Genomic DNA, 16,232 nt, shown 5'->3' on the forward strand with positions numbered 1-16,232 from the left:
ACATGACCTTAGAGCGTTCCGAGCGTTTTGAAATCCCCGTATTACCATTGCGCGATGTGGTTGTTTATCCGCACATGGTTATTCCGCTGTTTGTAGGCCGTGAGAAGTCGATTCGTTGCTTAGAAAATGCAATGTCTCAGGACAAACAGGTACTGCTCGTAGCGCAAAAGGATGCCAGCAATGACGATCCTCAAGTCGAGGACCTCTATGAAGTCGGCACCGTCGCCAATATTTTGCAGCTACTTAAACTGCCCGATGGCACCGTTAAGGTGTTGGTGGAAGGTAGCCAGCGTGCCCGCCTGGAAGAGTTTGTTGATCACGACGAATTTTACGTAGCCCAAGCGCAGTACCTGCTGTCTGATTTGCCCGATGAGCGCGAACAGGAAGTGATGGTACGCTCGGCCATCAACCAGTTTGAAGGCTATATCAAGCTCAATAAGAAGATCCCACCTGAGGTGCTCACCTCGGTATCCGGCATCGACGATGCAGCGCGCCTGGCCGATACCATGGCCGCGCACATGCCGTTGAAGCTTGAAGACAAGCAATCGGTGCTGGAGATCGCCAGTGTAACTGAGCGTCTTGAATACCTGATGGCGATGATGGAGTCTGAGATTGACCTGTTGCACGTGGAGAAGAAAATCCGCGGCCGGGTGAAAAAGCAGATGGAGAAGAGCCAGCGCGAGTACTATCTGAATGAGCAAATGAAGGCCATTCAGAAAGAACTTGGTGAGATGGACGAAGGCCAAGATGAGTTTGAGCAACTGACCAAGCGTATCGAAGAAGCCAAGATGCCAGAAGAGGCCAAAGAGAAGACGCAGGCCGAACTGAACAAGCTGAAGATGATGTCGCCGATGTCAGCTGAAGCCACCGTGGTGCGTAGCTACATCGATTGGATGTTGGGCGTACCATGGACCGCCCGCTCCAAGGTGAAGCGCGATCTGTCTAAAGCCGAAGAGGTGCTTAACAAAGACCACTACGGCCTGGAGAAAGTGAAAGAGCGCATCCTTGAGTACTTGGCGGTGCAAAACCGCGTCAACAAGCTCAAGGGCCCAATCCTTTGCTTGGTAGGGCCTCCGGGTGTGGGTAAGACCTCGCTGGGTCAGTCTATCGCTAAGTCCACCGGCCGTAAGTATGTCCGTATGGCGTTGGGTGGGGTGCGTGATGAGGCAGAGATCCGCGGTCACCGTCGTACCTACATCGGCTCCATGCCGGGCAAACTGATTCAGAAGATGTCTAAGGTGGCGGTGAAAAACCCACTGTTCTTGCTCGATGAGATCGACAAGATGAGCTCAGACATGCGCGGTGATCCAGCATCGGCCCTGCTTGAAGTACTCGACCCAGAGCAAAACAACAGCTTTAACGACCACTACTTGGAAGTGGACTATGACCTGAGCGATGTGATGTTCGTAGCCACCTCTAACTCGATGAATATCCCCGGTCCGCTGCTAGATCGTATGGAAGTGATTCGTCTGTCCGGTTACACCGAAGACGAGAAGCTCAATATTGCCAAGCAGCACCTGATGGCCAAGCAAATTAAGCGTAACGGCCTGAAACCCGGCGAGATTGAGATCCACGATAGTGCGATTATCGGCATCATCCGTTACTACACCCGTGAAGCCGGGGTACGTAGCCTGGAGCGCGAAATCTCTAAACTATGTCGTAAGGCCGTGAAGAACATCTTGCTGGATAAGTCGATCAAGAAGATCGAAATCAGCCAAGATAACCTGAAAGATTTCTTGGGCGTGCAGCGCTTTGATTACGGTAAGGCCGACGAGAACAACCGCATCGGCATGGTGACCGGTTTGGCGTGGACTGAGGTAGGCGGCGACTTGCTGACTATCGAGACCGCATCGGTACCGGGTAAAGGCAAGCTGACCTACACTGGGTCGCTCGGTGATGTGATGCAGGAGTCGATTCAAGCTGCGATGACCGTAGTGCGCTCGCGTGCCGATAAGTGGCGCATCAATGCCGACTTCTACGAGAAGCGCGACATTCACGTGCACGTACCGGAAGGTGCTACGCCAAAAGATGGCCCAAGCGCGGGTATCGCAATGTGTACCGCACTGGTTTCCAGCTTAACCGGCAATCCGGTGAAGGCCGACGTGGCGATGACCGGCGAAATTACCCTGCGCGGTGAGGTGTTGCCGATCGGTGGTCTGAAAGAAAAACTGTTGGCTGCGCATCGCGGTGGTATCAAAACGGTATTGATTCCACAGGAAAACGAGCGCGATCTGCAGGAGATCCCAGAGAACGTGATTGGCGATCTGAAGATCATTCCAGTGCGTTGGATCGAGCAAGTTTTGGACGTGGCTTTGGAGCAATGTCCCGAGCGTTTCAGCGTTGATTCTGCGAAATCTTGAGTCAAAGCAAATAATTTAAACGTGTTTGTTACCTAAGGCTTGCAAGCCCATAGCAAGGGCTATAAGTTAGCCCTTGCAGGGATAGATTTGATGGACTTTCCGGTAAAGGCTAACTTAGCGGTCGTATAAGACCCACGTTTAGGGATCGACCTGCGGTAACACAAAGGAATAACTAAAAGAGGAATACAAAGTGAATAAAGCTCAACTCGTAGACAAGATTGCAGAAGGTGCAGATATCTCTAAAGCTGCTGCTGGTCGCGCGCTAGATTCTCTAATCGAAGCGGTAGCTGACTCTCTGAAAGAAGGCGATAGCGTAGCACTGGTTGGTTTCGGTACTTTCCAAGTTAAAGAACGCTCTGCGCGCACTGGTCGCAACCCTCAGACCGGTCAAGAAATTCAAATTGCTGCGGCAAAAGTTCCATCTTTCAAAGCTGGAAAGGCGTTAAAAGACGCTGTTAACTAATTTTAGCTGTGGGCTAACCACAGTCTCTCAAGGCGCATCACCCGGTGCGCCTTTTCGTAAGTCATCGTTGTAAAAGAGTGAACTAAGCATGTTGGAAAAGTTCCGAGAAGGAAGCCAAGGTACGGCTGCCAAGGTTATCCTCGGTCTGGTTATCCTGTCGTTTGCCCTTGCCGGTGTTGGTAGCTACGTAGCCACACCCCAAGAGCCTTTAGCTGCCAAGATCAATGGCGAGGAGATCAGCCGCGCTGAATTCGATCAAGCCTATCAAAATGAGCGCGCCCGTATGGAAGCGCAGTTTGGTGAAACCTTCAATCACTTTGCCAGTGACCCGGCTTACATGGCCCAGTTCCGTCGTAACGTGCTTGACCGCATGATCAACGAGCGACTGATTGACCAAGCGGCGAATCGCTTGGGAGTGCGTGCCAGCGACGCGCAAGTGCGCGCGGCCATCCGCAGCATGCCAGAGTTTCAGATTGACGGGGAATTCGATACCGAGCGCTACCAATCGGCCATTTTCCGCGCTGGCTACCAACACCATCAGTTCCGTGAGCTGATCCGTGGTGACCTGAGCCGTCAGCAGCTGCAATTCGCTCTGCTAGGCAGTGAGTTTGCCTTGCCTGCCGAAGCCCGGCAACTGCTGCAACTTAACGAGCAAAAGCGCGATGTTAGCAGCGTGACCTTGAGCCTGAGTAAGTTCCGCAGTGAAGACCCGATCGACGATGCGCGTTTGGAAGAGTACTACCAGCAACGTAAAGACAGCCTGCTGTCTGATGAAGCGGTAGACCTTCAGTACATCTTGGTCGACGGCGACGCGCTGGTTGACGCTATCGAAGTGACTGATGCACAAATCGAAGAGCAGTATCAGGCCACCAAGGCCAACTACGTTCAAGCTGAGAAGCGTCGTGTTGCACATATCCTGTTCACTGGCGACGACGCGCAAGCGCGCGCCGAAGAGGTTCTGGCGAAGTTGGCCGCTGGCGAAGAGTTCGCAGCCTTGGCTGAAAGCGAGTCAGACGATACCTTCAGTGGCCAAAATGGCGGTGAGCTTGACTGGTTCGAACGTGGTGTGATGGACCCAGCCTTTGAAGATGCCGCCTTTGCCTTAAGCGAAGATGATGCAACAAGCGCTGCGGTTGAGTCTGCCTTTGGTGTGCACATTATCAAGCTATTAGAGGTGCAAGCTGAGCAAGCATCGCCACTGGATGATGTGAAAGACGAAATCCGTGAGCAACTGGCTAAGCGTTTGGCAACTGATAACTACTACCAGCAGGCACAGCAACTAAGTGAGTTGGCGTTTGAGCTGCCAGATTCACTGGATGAGGTTGCTGGTGAAACTGGCCTTGAGCTTATCGCCGTTGATGGCTTTACCCGCGCAAATGCCCAAGGCGAGCTGGCCAGCCCAATCGTGTTTAATCAGGTGTTCGACCGCGACTTTATCGCCGAAGGCCTGAACAGCGAAGCCTTGCAACTGACTGATACCAAGTCCTTGGTAGTTCGCGTCAACAAGTTCCACCCAGCAGAAGTGAAGCCACTGAGCGACGTGAAAGAACAGTTGATCGAAGAGCTGCGAATCGACGATGCAGAGCAAGCCGCCCAAGATTTTGCCGCTGAGCTGGTTGAGCTGCTAGCAGGCGAGCAAGACTTGACAGAGCTGCTGGCAAGCAAATCGCTGAGCTTGGAAGAGAACACCGGTTTGACCCGTACCTCGGTAGATTATGAGCCAGCTGTTATGAATCATATCTTCTCTATGGCTAAGCCGATTGATAGCGCGGTAGTCAGCCAAGCTAGCAGCATGACCGGCGATATCATTGTGCTGAAGCTAAACAGCGTGACCGATGCCGAGTACGTGAGTGAGACTCAGCTAGATGAGTGGTTAGGCCGTCTTTCAGATAGCAAGCTAGACTCAGGTATGCGCCTGCTAATTGATGTGCTTCGCAACCAAGCGGACATCAAAGAGTTGTTATAATTAGCATTTTAAGTAATCATCGAAAGGGCGCATCATAGCGCCCTTTTTTTGTCGCTATCGCTTAGGGAGAAGCAGGTGTTAACAAAACCCAAACTACAGTGGCTGATTGGTGTGGCCTCAACGGTGGTAATCCTTGCGGGCATATACTGGTTCTTTCCGGCTTGGCTCGGGCTACCTGAGCGGGTGCAGCACAACCCTTTAGTGGGGCGCTGGCAGTCTGAAGTGGAGTTCTACGGCAAGCGCGAGATACTCGAGTTTACTGAGACCGGCCAGATAGAGAACGGTCGCTATGTGGCGACCCAGTTTAAGATAGATGGCAATCGAGTGGCGGTGGTCTCGCCATCGCGGGAGAATGAGTACTTGGTTGGCCCGAGTGGGGAGATGCTAACGACCTTTTACCCGAGAGTGGGCAAGGTGATCTTCCACAAGATAATCGCCAGTGGCTCGGCGCCGAAGGCTGAGCTGGATGACAGTGTGGACTTGTTTACGCCCAGCTCTGATAATCAATAGCTACGATAACCAATAGCTCAGAGAATCTCTAGCTCAGAAGGCTCGTAGGATAGAACAGCCCTCGCATAGAAAATCCCACTCATAGAAAACCCGCAGCTAGCTGCGGGTTTAGCGTTACTTGATTTTCGAACTACAGCGATTCTGGCGCGAAGTCGACTTCGGGGTTAACGTCAGCTTCGTAGTCGATGCCTTCGATACCAAAGCCAAATAGCTTCAAGAACTCGTCTTTGTACTGGGCGTAGTCAGTCAGCTCTTTCAGATTCTCGGTGGTGATGGTTGGCCACAGCGCCACACAAGCGCTTTGAATATCTTCTCGCAACTCCCAATCGTCTAGGCGTAGGCGGTTGGCCTCGTCCACTTCTGCAGCGGCCTTATCTTCACGGTAGATTCGCTGGCTGAACATACGGTAGATCTGTTCCATACAGCCCTCGTGCAGGCCCTGCTCACGCATCAGCTTAAATACCATTGAGATGTACAGTGGCATCACCGGGATCGCCGAACTGGCTTGAGTGACCACACTCTTAAGCACCGCCACGTTGGCGCTACCGCCCTTGGCTTGCAGGCGCTGGTTGAGAGCAGTAGATGCGCGGTCCAGATCCATCTTGGCTTTACCTAGCGCGCCTTCCCAGTAGATAGGCCAGGTAATCGAGGTACCGATGTAGCTATAGGCGACGGTTTTGCAGCCTTCTGCCAATACGCCCGCTTTGTCGAGCGCATCAATCCACAGTTCCCAGTCTTCACCACCCATCACGGTGACAGTGTCTTGGATCTCTTGCTCGGTGGCGGGTTCTACTGACGCCTCGATGATGGTGTCTTTATTGGTATCAACGGCGGTAGCGGTATACACATCGCCGATAGGCTTAAGGCTAGAGCGGATCAGCTCGCCACTCTCTGGGTGTTTACGCACTGGCGATGCCAGAGAGTAGACCACCATATCCACTTGACCAAGGTCTTGCTTGATCAGCTCAATCGCTTTTTGCTTGGCCTCATGGGAGAAGGCATCACCATTGATGCTCTTGGCGTACAGGCCTGCCTCGTTAGCCGCGCGGTCAAACTCAGCGGCGTTGTACCAACCAGCAGTGCCTGGCTTTTTAGCGGTGCCGGGCTTTTCGAAGAACACACCGATGGTGGCGGCATCTGAGCCAAAGGCAGCAGCGATACGCGAGGAGAGTCCGTAGCCACTAGAAGAGCCTACAACCAGCACCTTTTTCGGGCCATTGCCGATCTTGCCTTGTGCCTTGGTGTAGGCAATCTGCTCTTGAACATTGGCGGCACAGCCCACGGGATGGGTCGTGGTACAGATAAAGCCACGAATACGAGGTTTGATAATCATTACTTGTCCTTAACCTGAGGTGGCCGCTTGGGCCTCCAATCATCTTGTTGGCGATTCTAGCATGCTTACCGGAGATATCAGCAAAATGCCTGTCTGATCAGAGCAGTAGCGGCTATTTTCTGAACTCGCTGCGATAGGCTTGCAGCAGGCGTTGGCTAAGTTCGTGTTGAGGTTCGTTAAACAGATCTTCCGTGGGGCGATACTCCACCGCGCGTCCGCGCTGCATAACTAGCACGCTGTCACTGATGTGGCGCACCAAGGCTAAGTCGTTCGACACAAACACGTAGCTAATGGCGAAGTTGCGTTGTAGCTCGAGTAGCAGGTTGACGATTTGCGAGCGCACGGAGATATCTAGAGCGGCGATACTCTCGTCGATGATGATGATTTTGGGGCTTAAGATCACTGCTCGCGCTAAAGATACCCGCTGTTTTTGCCCATTGGAGAGCATCTGCGGATAGAACTCGGCATGTTCTTCGAGCAAGCCCACGGTGCGCAGCACTGACGCAATCTTCTGTTTGCGTTCCTGCTCGTTCATTTTTGTGTTCAGCACCAAGGGGGCGGATAGGATCCGTCCAATCGGCAGGCGAGGATTGAGCGAGCTATCGGGGTCTTGGAAAATCATCCGAACCAAGCGGCAGCGGCGGGTGTAATCACCAAAACGTAGCGCTTCGCCATTAACGAAGATATCGCCCTTGGTGGGCTTATTGATGCCTGCGAGCAGCTTTGCCAGAGAAGACTTGCCTGAGCCAGTCTCACCGATAATCGCCAAGGTCTCGCCTGCATCTAGCTCAAAGCTGACATCATCGATTGCCTTGACCTTCTTACGCCCCAACCAGCCGGAGTGGACGTGGATGTCTTGGCTAAGGTGGCGAACGATTAACTGACTAGCCACTAGCCATTCTCCTTCTGCTGGAAATTATTGGGGTGATGGCAGGCATATAAATGGCCTTTAAACTTTTTAAGCTGCGGCTGCACGACACACTCGCGCTGCGCTTTTGGACAACGCGGCCCAAGGCGGCAGCCAATGGGCAGATGCTGCAAGGCTGGGATAGCCCCGGGCAGGGTAGGTAGCTTGGCTTTTTTCTCTAAATCGCGGTTGTGAGTAGGCATGGCATCAAGCAGCGCGCCGGTGTAGGGATGATAGGGCTGACCGAGCACCTGATCGTAGCGGCCCGACTCCACGATATGGCCACAGTAAATAACGCTGATGGTATCCGCGAGATCGGCCAGGGTGTGCACATCGTGGGTAATCAGCAAGATGGCGGTATTGTTCAGCTTGTTGAGCTTGTGCAGTAGCCGCAGGATCTGATTGGCAGTGGTGGCTTCCATGGCGGTGGTGGGCTCATCGGCCACCAATACCTTCGGCTGCGAGGCAATCGCCATGGCAATCATCACCTTTTGGCACAATCCATCGGAGAGTTCATAGGGGAAGCTCTGCATTACCGCCCGGTGGTCTTTGATGCCCACCTTGTGTAGCAGTGCTTCCGCTTGGCGTTTGCGCCATTGGAAGCGTCGCCAAAAGCCACCCTTTACCTTGGAGAGTGGGATGGCCTGCTCAATCTGCTTGCCGACCTCGACCGATGGGTCCAAACATGAACTGGGCTCCTGGAAAATCATCGCGATATCGTTTTTCAGGATTTTTCGACGTTGGCTGGGCGACAGAGATAACAGGTCTTGGTCGCCAAGGCGCATCCGGTCGGCGCGAACTCGCCAGCTTGGTTTAGTTACCCCCAACAAGGCCTTGGCAATCAGGCTTTTACCCGAGCCAGATTCGCCCACCAAGGCTTTAATCTCGCCCTCGGCCAGGGTCAGACTCACCTTGTCCACCGCTTTTACGGTGCCAGTGGGGGTGTCAATCTCGATGGTGAGGTTGCGAATATCAATCAGTGCCATTAGTCCACTCCCTCACTCAGGGCCTTGCGAACACCATCGCTCACCACGTTAACGCTCAGTGTGCACAGCATGATGGTTAAACCGGGCAGGGAGATGGTCCAAGGGGCGACAAACAACAGATCGCGCGATTGACCAATCATGGCGCCAAGCTCTGGCAGCGGCGCTTGCGCACCAATACCGATAAAGCCCATCGCGGTGATATACAAAATGGCATTGGTATAACAGCGGGTTAGCTGCATCACAATCGAATCGCTAATGTTCGGCAGCACGCCATAGCGCAGAATACGCAGGTTGGTGGCACCATCGAGGCGCACCGCGGTGACGTATTCTTTTTGCATCTCGCTAGACACCGCGATGTAAGTGAAGCGAATAAACTGGGGGATTTGCGCCAAGGTAATCGCGATCAGGGTGTTTCCCAGGCCCGGGCCAAGATAGGCCACAATCATGATGGCAATCAACAGGGTGGGGATAGACAGAGCAGTATCCATCAAGTGGTGCAGCACACTGGCTTTGATGCCCTGGCTCATGCCTGAGAAGATCCCCAGCGGCAGGCCAATCACCACCGCAATCAGCGTGACGAAGGTGGCACCGCCAACGGTGAGCTGCACGCCATAGATCAGCCGGCTAAGAATATCGCGGCCCAAACCATCGGTACCGAGGAAGTGGTCCACCGAACCGCTGGAGTGCCACGAAGGAGGCTGGAAAAGACTTTGTCCCTGAAACTCCAAGGCGTAGGGCGCGATAAATGGAGCAAACAGCGTAATCACCAGAAACAGGGCCAACACCCAGAAGCCGATCACCGCAAAGGTGTTCTTCTGAAAGCGCAGCAGCACCTTTTGTGCGTTGCTGGGGGTGATGTCTTCGGTAAATATCTTAGCGTAGGGCATACACTTCTCTGCGGCGCAAGGGGTGGATCAGGGCAGTAAATAAGTCCGTCACCACGAAGGTGGTGATCACCAGCGTGGCGATGACGAGCATGCCGCCTTGAATGGCCACATAATCTTCGAAGTAGATACTGTTAATCAGCCAGCGACCGATTCCCGGCCATGCGAACACCATCTCCAGCACCATCGCTGCGGTTAGTACGCTACCAAACTGCAAGCCTAAGCCTGGCAAGATCGGTGGCAAGGCATTGTGCAGTACATGGCGCAGCACGATGCTCAGCTTAGACTTACCCATGGTGGCCGCCGCCTTAACATAGTTTTGCTCCATCACTTTCGCGGTGGAGGTCGTTAAGTGCCTGACCAGCTCGGTAGTGGGAATGACTGACAGCACAATACCCGGCAATACAATATGGCTGAGCACGCTGTACATAGCTGGCCAGCGCTGGCTCTCAGGCAGCCAGAACACGTCGAGCATGGCAAAGCCGGTGTGCTGAGGGATCTCTAACAATAGATCGTAGCGCCCGGATATCGGGAACCAGCCTTGCAGTGACACCACGCTCATCATCAGCGGCAGTGGCAACCAGAACACCGGAATACTCTGGGTAATCAGGGTTCCTGCGTTAATAAACTTACCCAGTGGACGTTGCTGGTAGACACCTGCCAAGGTACCAATTGGCACGCCGACGACAAACGAGATGGCGAACGCCACGATACACAGCTCGAGGGTCGCGGGCAGATAGCGCAGCACCTCTTCCGCAACCGGCTTACCGCTTACCACCGAAATCCCAAGGTCGCCACGCAGGTTCGCGCCGACAAAGCGCCAGTATTCAGCCAGCCACAGATTCGGTGACAGGTTGGCGTCGTGGGTGGGTTGAAACAGAAAGGCGATAAGGTTGATCACCAAGAAGGTGATGATCAACAGGTTCATACGCCGGATAAAGTAATGCAGCATGGTTACCTCCGGCGCGCTTCGTCAAACGAAATCCCGCCGAAGGCATGCCAGCCGATATCGGTTAGAGAGTCGTTGTAAGCATACATCTTAATGGCGTGGGTAAGCGGCAGCACTGGCACCTCATCTTCAAGCAGTTCCTGCAGGGCAAAGTAGAACTTCACTCGCTCGGCCAAGCGCCCAGCTTGCGAGGCCTGCTCTAGCATGTCGTCGAAGCGACCATTACACCAGCGGCTGAAGTTGAAGCCGTTTTCGATGCCATCACAGCTGAATTGCTGACGGAAAAAGGTATCGGGATCGGTGTTCTCACTTACCGCACCTATCAATAATAGGTCGTAGTTAGGTTGCTCCTGTTGCAACTGGGTGCGCAAAACTGCCCAGTCGAGCAGCCGCACCTCTACCTGAAAACCTAATTGACTAAGCTCGTTGCGGATCACCTCGGCGCTACGTTGTGGCTGCGGGTTGAAGCTGGTCGGAGTGCCTAATACCCATAGGGTTATCGGATTTTGCCGTGCTTGCTCAACGAAGTCCGCATTCAAATCCGCGCTGTACTCGCGCGGCGGCTGGTTGCGGTGGGCCCAGGAGGAGGGCGATAACACGCTATTCGCTATTTGCGCGGTTTGCTGATAAACCGCATCCTTCAGGCGATACTTATCAATACTGGCGGCAATGGTGCGGCGCATCCGCACATCGGCAAACGGTGGACGCTGGGTGTTAAAGGCCAGATAAGAGACGTTGAGGCCGGCTTGCAAGGAGATAAGCAGGTCTTCACGCTGTTTGATCACCTCGATCTGGGTGGCGGCGGGCTGCGCCATTATGTCACATTGGCCGGCTAGCAATTTGGCCATGCGCGCAGACGATGTCGGCGTGATATCAAATACTAGCTGGCGCATCGGCGCGATACCCTGCCAGTAGTAGGGGTGATGATAGTAGCGAAGGAAATGGCCATCTTGTTGATTGGCGTACAAAAATGGGCCGGTGCCAATGGGCAAAAAGTCCAACTGCGAAGGGCGCAGCTCTTCGAGCAGTTGCTCGCCATACTCCGCTGAAAGCACTACCGCGAAATCACTGGCCATGGAGGCAATAAACGAGGCATCCGGGCGCTGCAGATCAAAGCGGATCTGCACGTCATTAAGCACTTCAATGTTGACTACGTTGTCGGTGAAGCGGGTGGTTTCAAAGAACGGATAGCCCTCACCGATGCTGTGATAGGGGTGCGACTCATCAATAATGCGCAAAAAGCTAAACGCGACGTCTTCGGCATTCAAGTCGCGGCTTGGCTCAAAATAGTCGGTGTGATGAAACTTGACGCCTTGGCGCAGCGTGAAGGTGTAGCTCAGGCCATCATCACTGCGCTGCCAACTTTTAGCCAATCCCGGCTCAAGTTGCTGGGTGATCGGGTTGATATCGATCAAGCGGTTGTAGACATGGCGCGAGCTTAAGGCAATCGCTTCGTGGGAGTTCTCAACTTGAGGATTTAGCGTGCGAGGCGCGCGTTCAGCGCAATAGATTAGTCCCATGTTCTTAATTGCTTGTGGCTGTTCGCAACCTAGCAGACTAAGACCAAGACACATCACTGTGCAGCGAAGTAATACGTTCATTAAGGGGAGTATGATTCTGAATTAGGTCTAATTTACCACTATGCGCGGCGCGATCCAACTTTATGCTTTTGTTGGTAAATGGTGTTTTTTCAAAAGCCCGCGCAGTTGGTGGTAGCTCAAGCCTAAGCTTTCAGCGGCTTTGGTTTGCTGGTACCGGTGGGTGGTAAGCGCCAGCTCGAGCCAACGTTTTTCTTCATTTAGCATATGCTGGCGCAGATCAAATTCCGGTTGCAGTGCCGGCTCGGCAGTTGAACCTAACGCTACTTCTTTCCGCTTTGTTGAACTTACCGGTGCAGTGGCTTTCAGCTCGCCTGGTCGCCAAGGAGAGTCGAAGGGGTCGAACTGGATACTGTCGGCATCGAGGGTGCTGTCAGGCTGGTGCACCACTGCGCGTTCGATAACGTTTTTAAGTTCTCGCACATTGCCTGGCCACTGGTAGCTGGCAAGTTTGTCGATGGCATTGGGCGCTAGCGCTATCTCACTCAGTCCAATCTCGCGGGCAATATTAGCGGCAAACTGCAGCGCCAGCTGGGGAATATCGTCGATTCGCTCACGTAACGGGGGGAGGGTGATCACGCTAAACGCCAGCCTATCCAGCAAATCGGCACGAAAGCGACCTTGTTCTACCAAGGCCGGCAGGTCCTCATTGGTGGCGCCAATCACCCGAACATCGACATGAATCGTGCGATTACTACCGACTCGCTCGAAGCTGCCGTATTCGAGTACCCGCAGTAGTTTTTCTTGGGCACTGGCGGGCAGGTTCGCTAGCTCATCGAGGAATAGCGTGCCGCCATCGGCTTGCTCAAAGCGCCCGCTGTGTTTTTGACTGGCGCCAGTAAACGCGCCGGCTTGATGGCCAAACAGCTCGGATTCTATAAGATTAGGATTGAGTGATGCGCAGTTAAGTGACAAGTAGTTGCTGTCCCAGCGCCTACTGAGGAAGTGTAGCCGCGCCGCGATCAGCTCTTTACCGGTGCCGCGCTCGCCAATCACCAGCACCGGCCGCTCCAATGGCGCATACAGCGAGACTTTATCGAGCACTTCCAGAAAGTGGCTGCTGGAGCCAATTAGATTTGGCGAATTATCCAAGCTGTTTAGACCAAATAGTGAGCATATAGACCAATATAGTCACTGCTCGCATTTTAGACAAATAGCCAATCCTCGACAATTCAGTGACTTACATTTTTGGCCCGGTATTCGCTATATGGCATGTGCTGAAGAAGGTTATCGAGTACAAACATCAGGCTAAATCGTCAGGAGTTTACCATGGGAATGTTTTCTAGAATTGCAGACATTATCAATGCCAACGTAGGGGCGCTGTTGGACCGGGCTGAAGATCCGCAAAAAATGCTTCGGCTGATTATTCAAGAGATGGAAGACACCTTGGTAGAGGTGCGCGCTAGTACCGCCAAAGTGCTGGCCGATAAAAAACAGCTCGCCCGGCAAATCGACAAGGCTCAGGGCGTGCAACAGCAGTGGCAAGAAAAAGCTGAGCTGGCCATTCAAAAAGGCCGAGAAGACTTGGCCAAAGCCGCGCTTATTGAAAAGCAGCATCTGCAGCAAACTATCGATGCTCTTAACCATGAGATGACGGCTGTGGAAGACAGTCTCTCGCAGCTGCAAGACGAGATTGAGCAGCTAGAGCAAAAACTTAACGAGTCCCGACAGCGCCAAGCCGGCTTGCTGGCCCGTCAGGCGTCAGCGCAAAACCGGGTCAACGTGCGTCAACAGTTAGATACAGAGCGCTACGCGAAAACCCGCGAGAAGTTCGAACAGTTTCAGGCGCGCATCGACCAGCTGGAAGCACAGGCTGAGAGCTACCGGGTCGATAAAGGCGCCAGCGACCTCGACCGCCAGTTCCAAGACCTACAGGCCAGCGTCGAGGTGGAGCAAGAGCTGGAATCACTGCGTAAAAAGCACCAAGACAAGCATCAAGAGAAAGGGGAATAATTAGCTATGAGCGCTTTGTTCATCGTACCGTTAATCATCTTTATGGGGCTGGTGGCTCCACTATGGCTGGTTCTTCACTATCGCAGCCAGCGTCGGGTTGAACGCGGCTTGTCAGAGCAGGAGAGGGAGAGTCTGGATCAATTGAGCCAACGGGCCCGCCAGTTAAGCCAGCGCCTGACCACCTTGGAGCAGCTGCTTGACCAGAACGTGCCCGACTGGAGGGATGAGCTATGAGTAAACTGTTCCGTGACACAGCGAACGGCAAACTCGCCGGGGTGTGTGCTGGTATTGCTCGCCGATTTGAGATTGAGACTTGGGTAGTGCGCATCTTGGTGGTGACCTTAGGCCTGTTTAATCCATGGATGATGCTGATTCTCTATGGCGCGGCGGCCCTGTTTCTCGATAAGTTGCCCAACTCCTATCAAGAACCCACCCCCCAAGTGAAGTCGCGAGCCTGGCAGAAAGGGGAAGATCCCCACAGTGTGCTGGGTCAGTTAGAAAATGAGTTTTCTAACATTGAAAATCGTCTACAGCAGCTGGAGAAAGTAGTGACACGTCGTGACTTTGAAACCCACCGGCAATTTCGCGATTTGTAAGTCTGCTCTTCACTCAGTGATAGATGTGTTCCCGTTGTATCGTGGGCGTTAGAGCCCGCGGTATCACGGGAGTTTACAGCTAAGGCTAATGTTAAATTTTTTGGCCTACTGTAAAACTTTGATTAGACTTAAGTCACATCTAAATCATTCTCTGCAATGCTTCTAGTCGTAGCGCGCTCAGTAGCTAAGCTTATCCAGAGACAGTGAAGGAGCACGCCCCACTAACATGCGTATCGAACTTGCCTGCCAGCACAGTACCGAAGTATTCGGCTTGGTAATCAGCTTGCTGAAGAAGCATCAGTTGACCCTGATGGCGATGCAAACCGCCGCAGACGAGCGCCTCTACCTACAGATAGACGACCTCGATACGCCACTTACCCAAACCCTCCTCTCGGAGTTACGCTGCATCAGCGGCATCAACGATGCGCGCATTGTTGCGGCGCTACCTTCCGAGATTGAAAACAGAGAAGTGCAGATCTTGCTCGACAACGTGCCTTATCCGGTGGTGCTAATCGATAAGTCCGGCTTGATTCGTCAGTTTAACCACAGCTTCGAACACGCCTGTGGCGATGGCGAAGGCAGCCTGCTTGAGCAAGATATTAACCGCTACCTGCGCGGCTTTAGTATCGGCCGTTGGTTTGGTAATGGTGCGGGTAAGCGTGAACTACACGAGCTGCAGCTCAATGGCCAGCACTACTTGGTGGATATCATCCCACTAGCCGACAGTCAGCTGCAGGCCAACCAGCCCGGGGCGATTATGCTGTTTAAGTCGGCGGAATGGCTCGATCAGGGCTTTGACTTGTCGCAGATTGAACGTGAACTCAGTGAAGGGTCCTTGGTTGCTACTAGCGCAGAGATGCGTAGCATCCTCAGTAGCTTAAAGCGCTTGGTCGATCATCCCATGCCCAGTTTGTTGTTTGGGGAGGCCGGGGTCGGTAAACGCTTTTTGGCAGAGCTGCTTAACGAGATATCAGGGGGCAGCGCGCAGCGTTTTGTCTGTTTTGACTGTCGTAAGCGCAAGGGCGAGCTGCTTAGCGCCTTGGCCGAAATTGTCGCCGAGCAACCCCTAACGGTATTACTGCACAATGTTGATCAACTCACCAATCAAGAGGTGGAAGCAGCGCTCAATGAGCTGAGCCAGCCACAACATGGGGTACTGCACATCTTGGTTGCCAGCCGCTTAAGCCCGGAGCAGCTAGCCAGTTTGTGGGGAGACAGTCGCTACTACGATCTCGTCAAAAACAGTATTGCCATTCCAGCGCTACGCTCGCGCCGGGAAGACATTGTGCCGCTGGCTGAGGCGTGGCTAAACCGCCATTTCGCCAAGCATCAAGAGCTAGCGCCGCCACTTACTAAAGAAGTCAAACGTTTCTTGAGCTCCCAGTCTTGGCCGGGCAACATCCCTCAGCTCTATCAAGTGCTGCAAGAGTCGCTTAATGGGGCCCAGCTTAAACGCTGGCAGGTCAGTGATGTGAAATACCACCACGGCAGCTTAGCGGAGAACGTCAATATCGAATCGCTGTTGGAGCAGGATTACCACAGCGCCATGGGCCAGTTTGAGCACCTATTGCTCAGCTACCATTTCCCGCAATATCCGTCATCAAGGCTGCTGGCTAAAAAGTTGGGCATCTCCCATACAGCCATTGCCAATAAGCTGCGTGAGCATAATATCCGCAATAGCCGCTCGGAAAACTAAGCGGTCTGTTAGCGGCAGATAAACCACTGAA

The 16,232-nt window shown here is 53.4% G+C and carries 15 protein-coding genes; 8 read left to right on the forward strand and 7 right to left on the reverse strand.

What is annotated here, in order from left to right:
• The first annotated feature begins 2 nt into the window (after positions 1-2).
• The 4 genes from lon to G461_RS0121760 all read left to right on the forward strand — a co-directional run bounded on the left by lon (position 3) and on the right by G461_RS0121760 (position 5,299).
• Positions 3-2,360, forward strand: coding sequence for an endopeptidase La (gene lon / locus G461_RS0121745; protein ID WP_026960633.1), 2,358 nt, complete (start codon positions 3-5; stop codon positions 2,358-2,360).
• 190 nt (positions 2,361-2,550) lie between these two features.
• Positions 2,551-2,823, forward strand: a complete 273-nt coding sequence (hupB, locus tag G461_RS0121750) for a nucleoid-associated protein HU-beta (RefSeq protein ID WP_026973435.1) — start codon at positions 2,551-2,553, stop codon at positions 2,821-2,823.
• 88 nt (positions 2,824-2,911) lie between these two features.
• Positions 2,912-4,789 carry a SurA N-terminal domain-containing protein gene (locus tag G461_RS0121755; protein WP_026973436.1) on the forward strand — a complete coding sequence of 626 codons (1,878 nt, stop codon included), beginning with the start codon at positions 2,912-2,914 and terminating at the stop codon, positions 4,787-4,789.
• Positions 4,790-4,864: 75 nt separating this feature from the next.
• Complete coding sequence (locus G461_RS0121760) at positions 4,865-5,299, forward strand: DUF2850 domain-containing protein (RefSeq protein WP_026973437.1); 435 nt, start codon at positions 4,865-4,867, stop codon at positions 5,297-5,299.
• A gap of 130 nt (positions 5,300-5,429) precedes the next feature.
• Here the strand turns inward: G461_RS0121760 and fabV are convergent, their stop codons facing one another.
• The 7 genes from fabV to pspF form a co-directional block, all read right to left on the reverse strand.
• The gene (fabV, locus tag G461_RS0121765) at positions 5,430-6,632 is read right to left on the reverse strand and encodes an enoyl-ACP reductase FabV (protein WP_026973438.1); all 1,203 of its coding nucleotides are present in this window, start codon (positions 6,630-6,632) and stop codon (positions 5,430-5,432) included.
• A 112-nt stretch (positions 6,633-6,744) separates the two neighbouring features.
• On the reverse strand, positions 6,745-7,524 hold the full coding sequence (locus G461_RS0121770) for a peptide ABC transporter ATP-binding protein (RefSeq protein ID WP_026960628.1): 780 nt from the start codon (positions 7,522-7,524) through the stop codon (positions 6,745-6,747).
• Positions 7,524-8,525 (reverse strand): peptide ABC transporter ATP-binding protein, encoded by a 1,002-nt coding sequence (locus G461_RS0121775; protein WP_026973439.1) that lies wholly within the window; start codon positions 8,523-8,525, stop codon positions 7,524-7,526. The genes G461_RS0121770 and G461_RS0121775 overlap by 1 nt, the downstream gene beginning before the upstream one ends.
• Positions 8,525-9,412 (reverse strand): ABC transporter permease subunit, encoded by an 888-nt coding sequence (locus G461_RS0121780; protein WP_026973440.1) that lies wholly within the window; start codon positions 9,410-9,412, stop codon positions 8,525-8,527. Before G461_RS0121780 ends, G461_RS0121775 begins: the two co-directional genes overlap by 1 nt.
• On the reverse strand, positions 9,399-10,361 hold the full coding sequence (locus G461_RS0121785) for an ABC transporter permease (protein WP_026973441.1): 963 nt from the start codon (positions 10,359-10,361) through the stop codon (positions 9,399-9,401). The genes G461_RS0121780 and G461_RS0121785 overlap by 14 nt, the downstream gene beginning before the upstream one ends.
• 2 nt (positions 10,362-10,363) lie before the next feature.
• A complete protein-coding gene (locus tag G461_RS0121790) occupies positions 10,364-11,878 on the reverse strand; it encodes an ABC transporter substrate-binding protein (RefSeq protein ID WP_051333761.1) in 1,515 nt (504 codons plus the stop codon).
• Positions 11,879-12,019: 141 nt separating this feature from the next.
• Positions 12,020-13,048, reverse strand: a complete 1,029-nt coding sequence (gene pspF / locus G461_RS0121795) for a phage shock protein operon transcriptional activator (protein ID WP_026973443.1) — start codon at positions 13,046-13,048, stop codon at positions 12,020-12,022.
• A gap of 177 nt (positions 13,049-13,225) precedes the next feature.
• Between pspF and pspA the strand changes: the two genes are divergently transcribed.
• From pspA to G461_RS0121815, 4 genes are all read left to right on the forward strand, one after another.
• Positions 13,226-13,909 (forward strand): phage shock protein PspA, encoded by a 684-nt coding sequence (gene pspA / locus G461_RS0121800; RefSeq protein WP_026973444.1) that lies wholly within the window; start codon positions 13,226-13,228, stop codon positions 13,907-13,909.
• 6 nt (positions 13,910-13,915) lie between these two features.
• A complete protein-coding gene (pspB, locus tag G461_RS0121805; RefSeq protein WP_026973445.1) occupies positions 13,916-14,143 on the forward strand; it encodes an envelope stress response membrane protein PspB in 228 nt (75 codons plus the stop codon).
• Complete coding sequence (pspC, locus tag G461_RS0121810; protein WP_026973446.1) at positions 14,140-14,505, forward strand: envelope stress response membrane protein PspC; 366 nt, start codon at positions 14,140-14,142, stop codon at positions 14,503-14,505. The genes pspB and pspC overlap by 4 nt, the downstream gene beginning before the upstream one ends.
• A gap of 226 nt (positions 14,506-14,731) precedes the next feature.
• A complete protein-coding gene (locus G461_RS0121815) occupies positions 14,732-16,201 on the forward strand; it encodes a TyrR/PhhR family helix-turn-helix DNA-binding protein (RefSeq protein WP_026973447.1) in 1,470 nt (489 codons plus the stop codon).
• Positions 16,202-16,232 lie beyond the last annotated feature (31 nt).

Source organism: Aliagarivorans marinus DSM 23064 (assembly GCF_000429485.1).
Lineage (GTDB): Bacteria > Pseudomonadota > Gammaproteobacteria > Enterobacterales > Celerinatantimonadaceae > Aliagarivorans > Aliagarivorans marinus.

Bases quoted from the DNA above. Each gene is read 5' to 3' on its own strand.
- lon (WP_026960633.1), top strand. From the start codon at position 3: ATGACCTTAGAGCGTTCCGAGCGTTTTGAAATCCCCGTATTACCATTG.
- G461_RS0121755 (WP_026973436.1), top strand. From the start codon at position 2,912: ATGTTGGAAAAGTTCCGAGAAGGAAGCCAAGGTACGGCTGCCAAGGTT.
- fabV (WP_026973438.1), bottom strand. From the start codon at position 6,632: ATGATTATCAAACCTCGTATTCGTGGCTTTATCTGTACCACGACCCAT.
- G461_RS0121775 (WP_026973439.1), bottom strand. From the start codon at position 8,525: ATGGCACTGATTGATATTCGCAACCTCACCATCGAGATTGACACCCCC.
- G461_RS0121780 (WP_026973440.1), bottom strand. From the start codon at position 9,412: ATGCCCTACGCTAAGATATTTACCGAAGACATCACCCCCAGCAACGCA.
- G461_RS0121785 (WP_026973441.1), bottom strand. From the start codon at position 10,361: ATGCTGCATTACTTTATCCGGCGTATGAACCTGTTGATCATCACCTTC.
- G461_RS0121790 (WP_051333761.1), bottom strand. From the start codon at position 11,878: ATGGGACTAATCTATTGCGCTGAACGCGCGCCTCGCACGCTAAATCCT.
- pspA (WP_026973444.1), top strand. From the start codon at position 13,226: ATGGGAATGTTTTCTAGAATTGCAGACATTATCAATGCCAACGTAGGG.
- pspB (WP_026973445.1), top strand. From the start codon at position 13,916: ATGAGCGCTTTGTTCATCGTACCGTTAATCATCTTTATGGGGCTGGTG.
- pspC (WP_026973446.1), top strand. From the start codon at position 14,140: ATGAGTAAACTGTTCCGTGACACAGCGAACGGCAAACTCGCCGGGGTG.
- G461_RS0121815 (WP_026973447.1), top strand. From the start codon at position 14,732: ATGCGTATCGAACTTGCCTGCCAGCACAGTACCGAAGTATTCGGCTTG.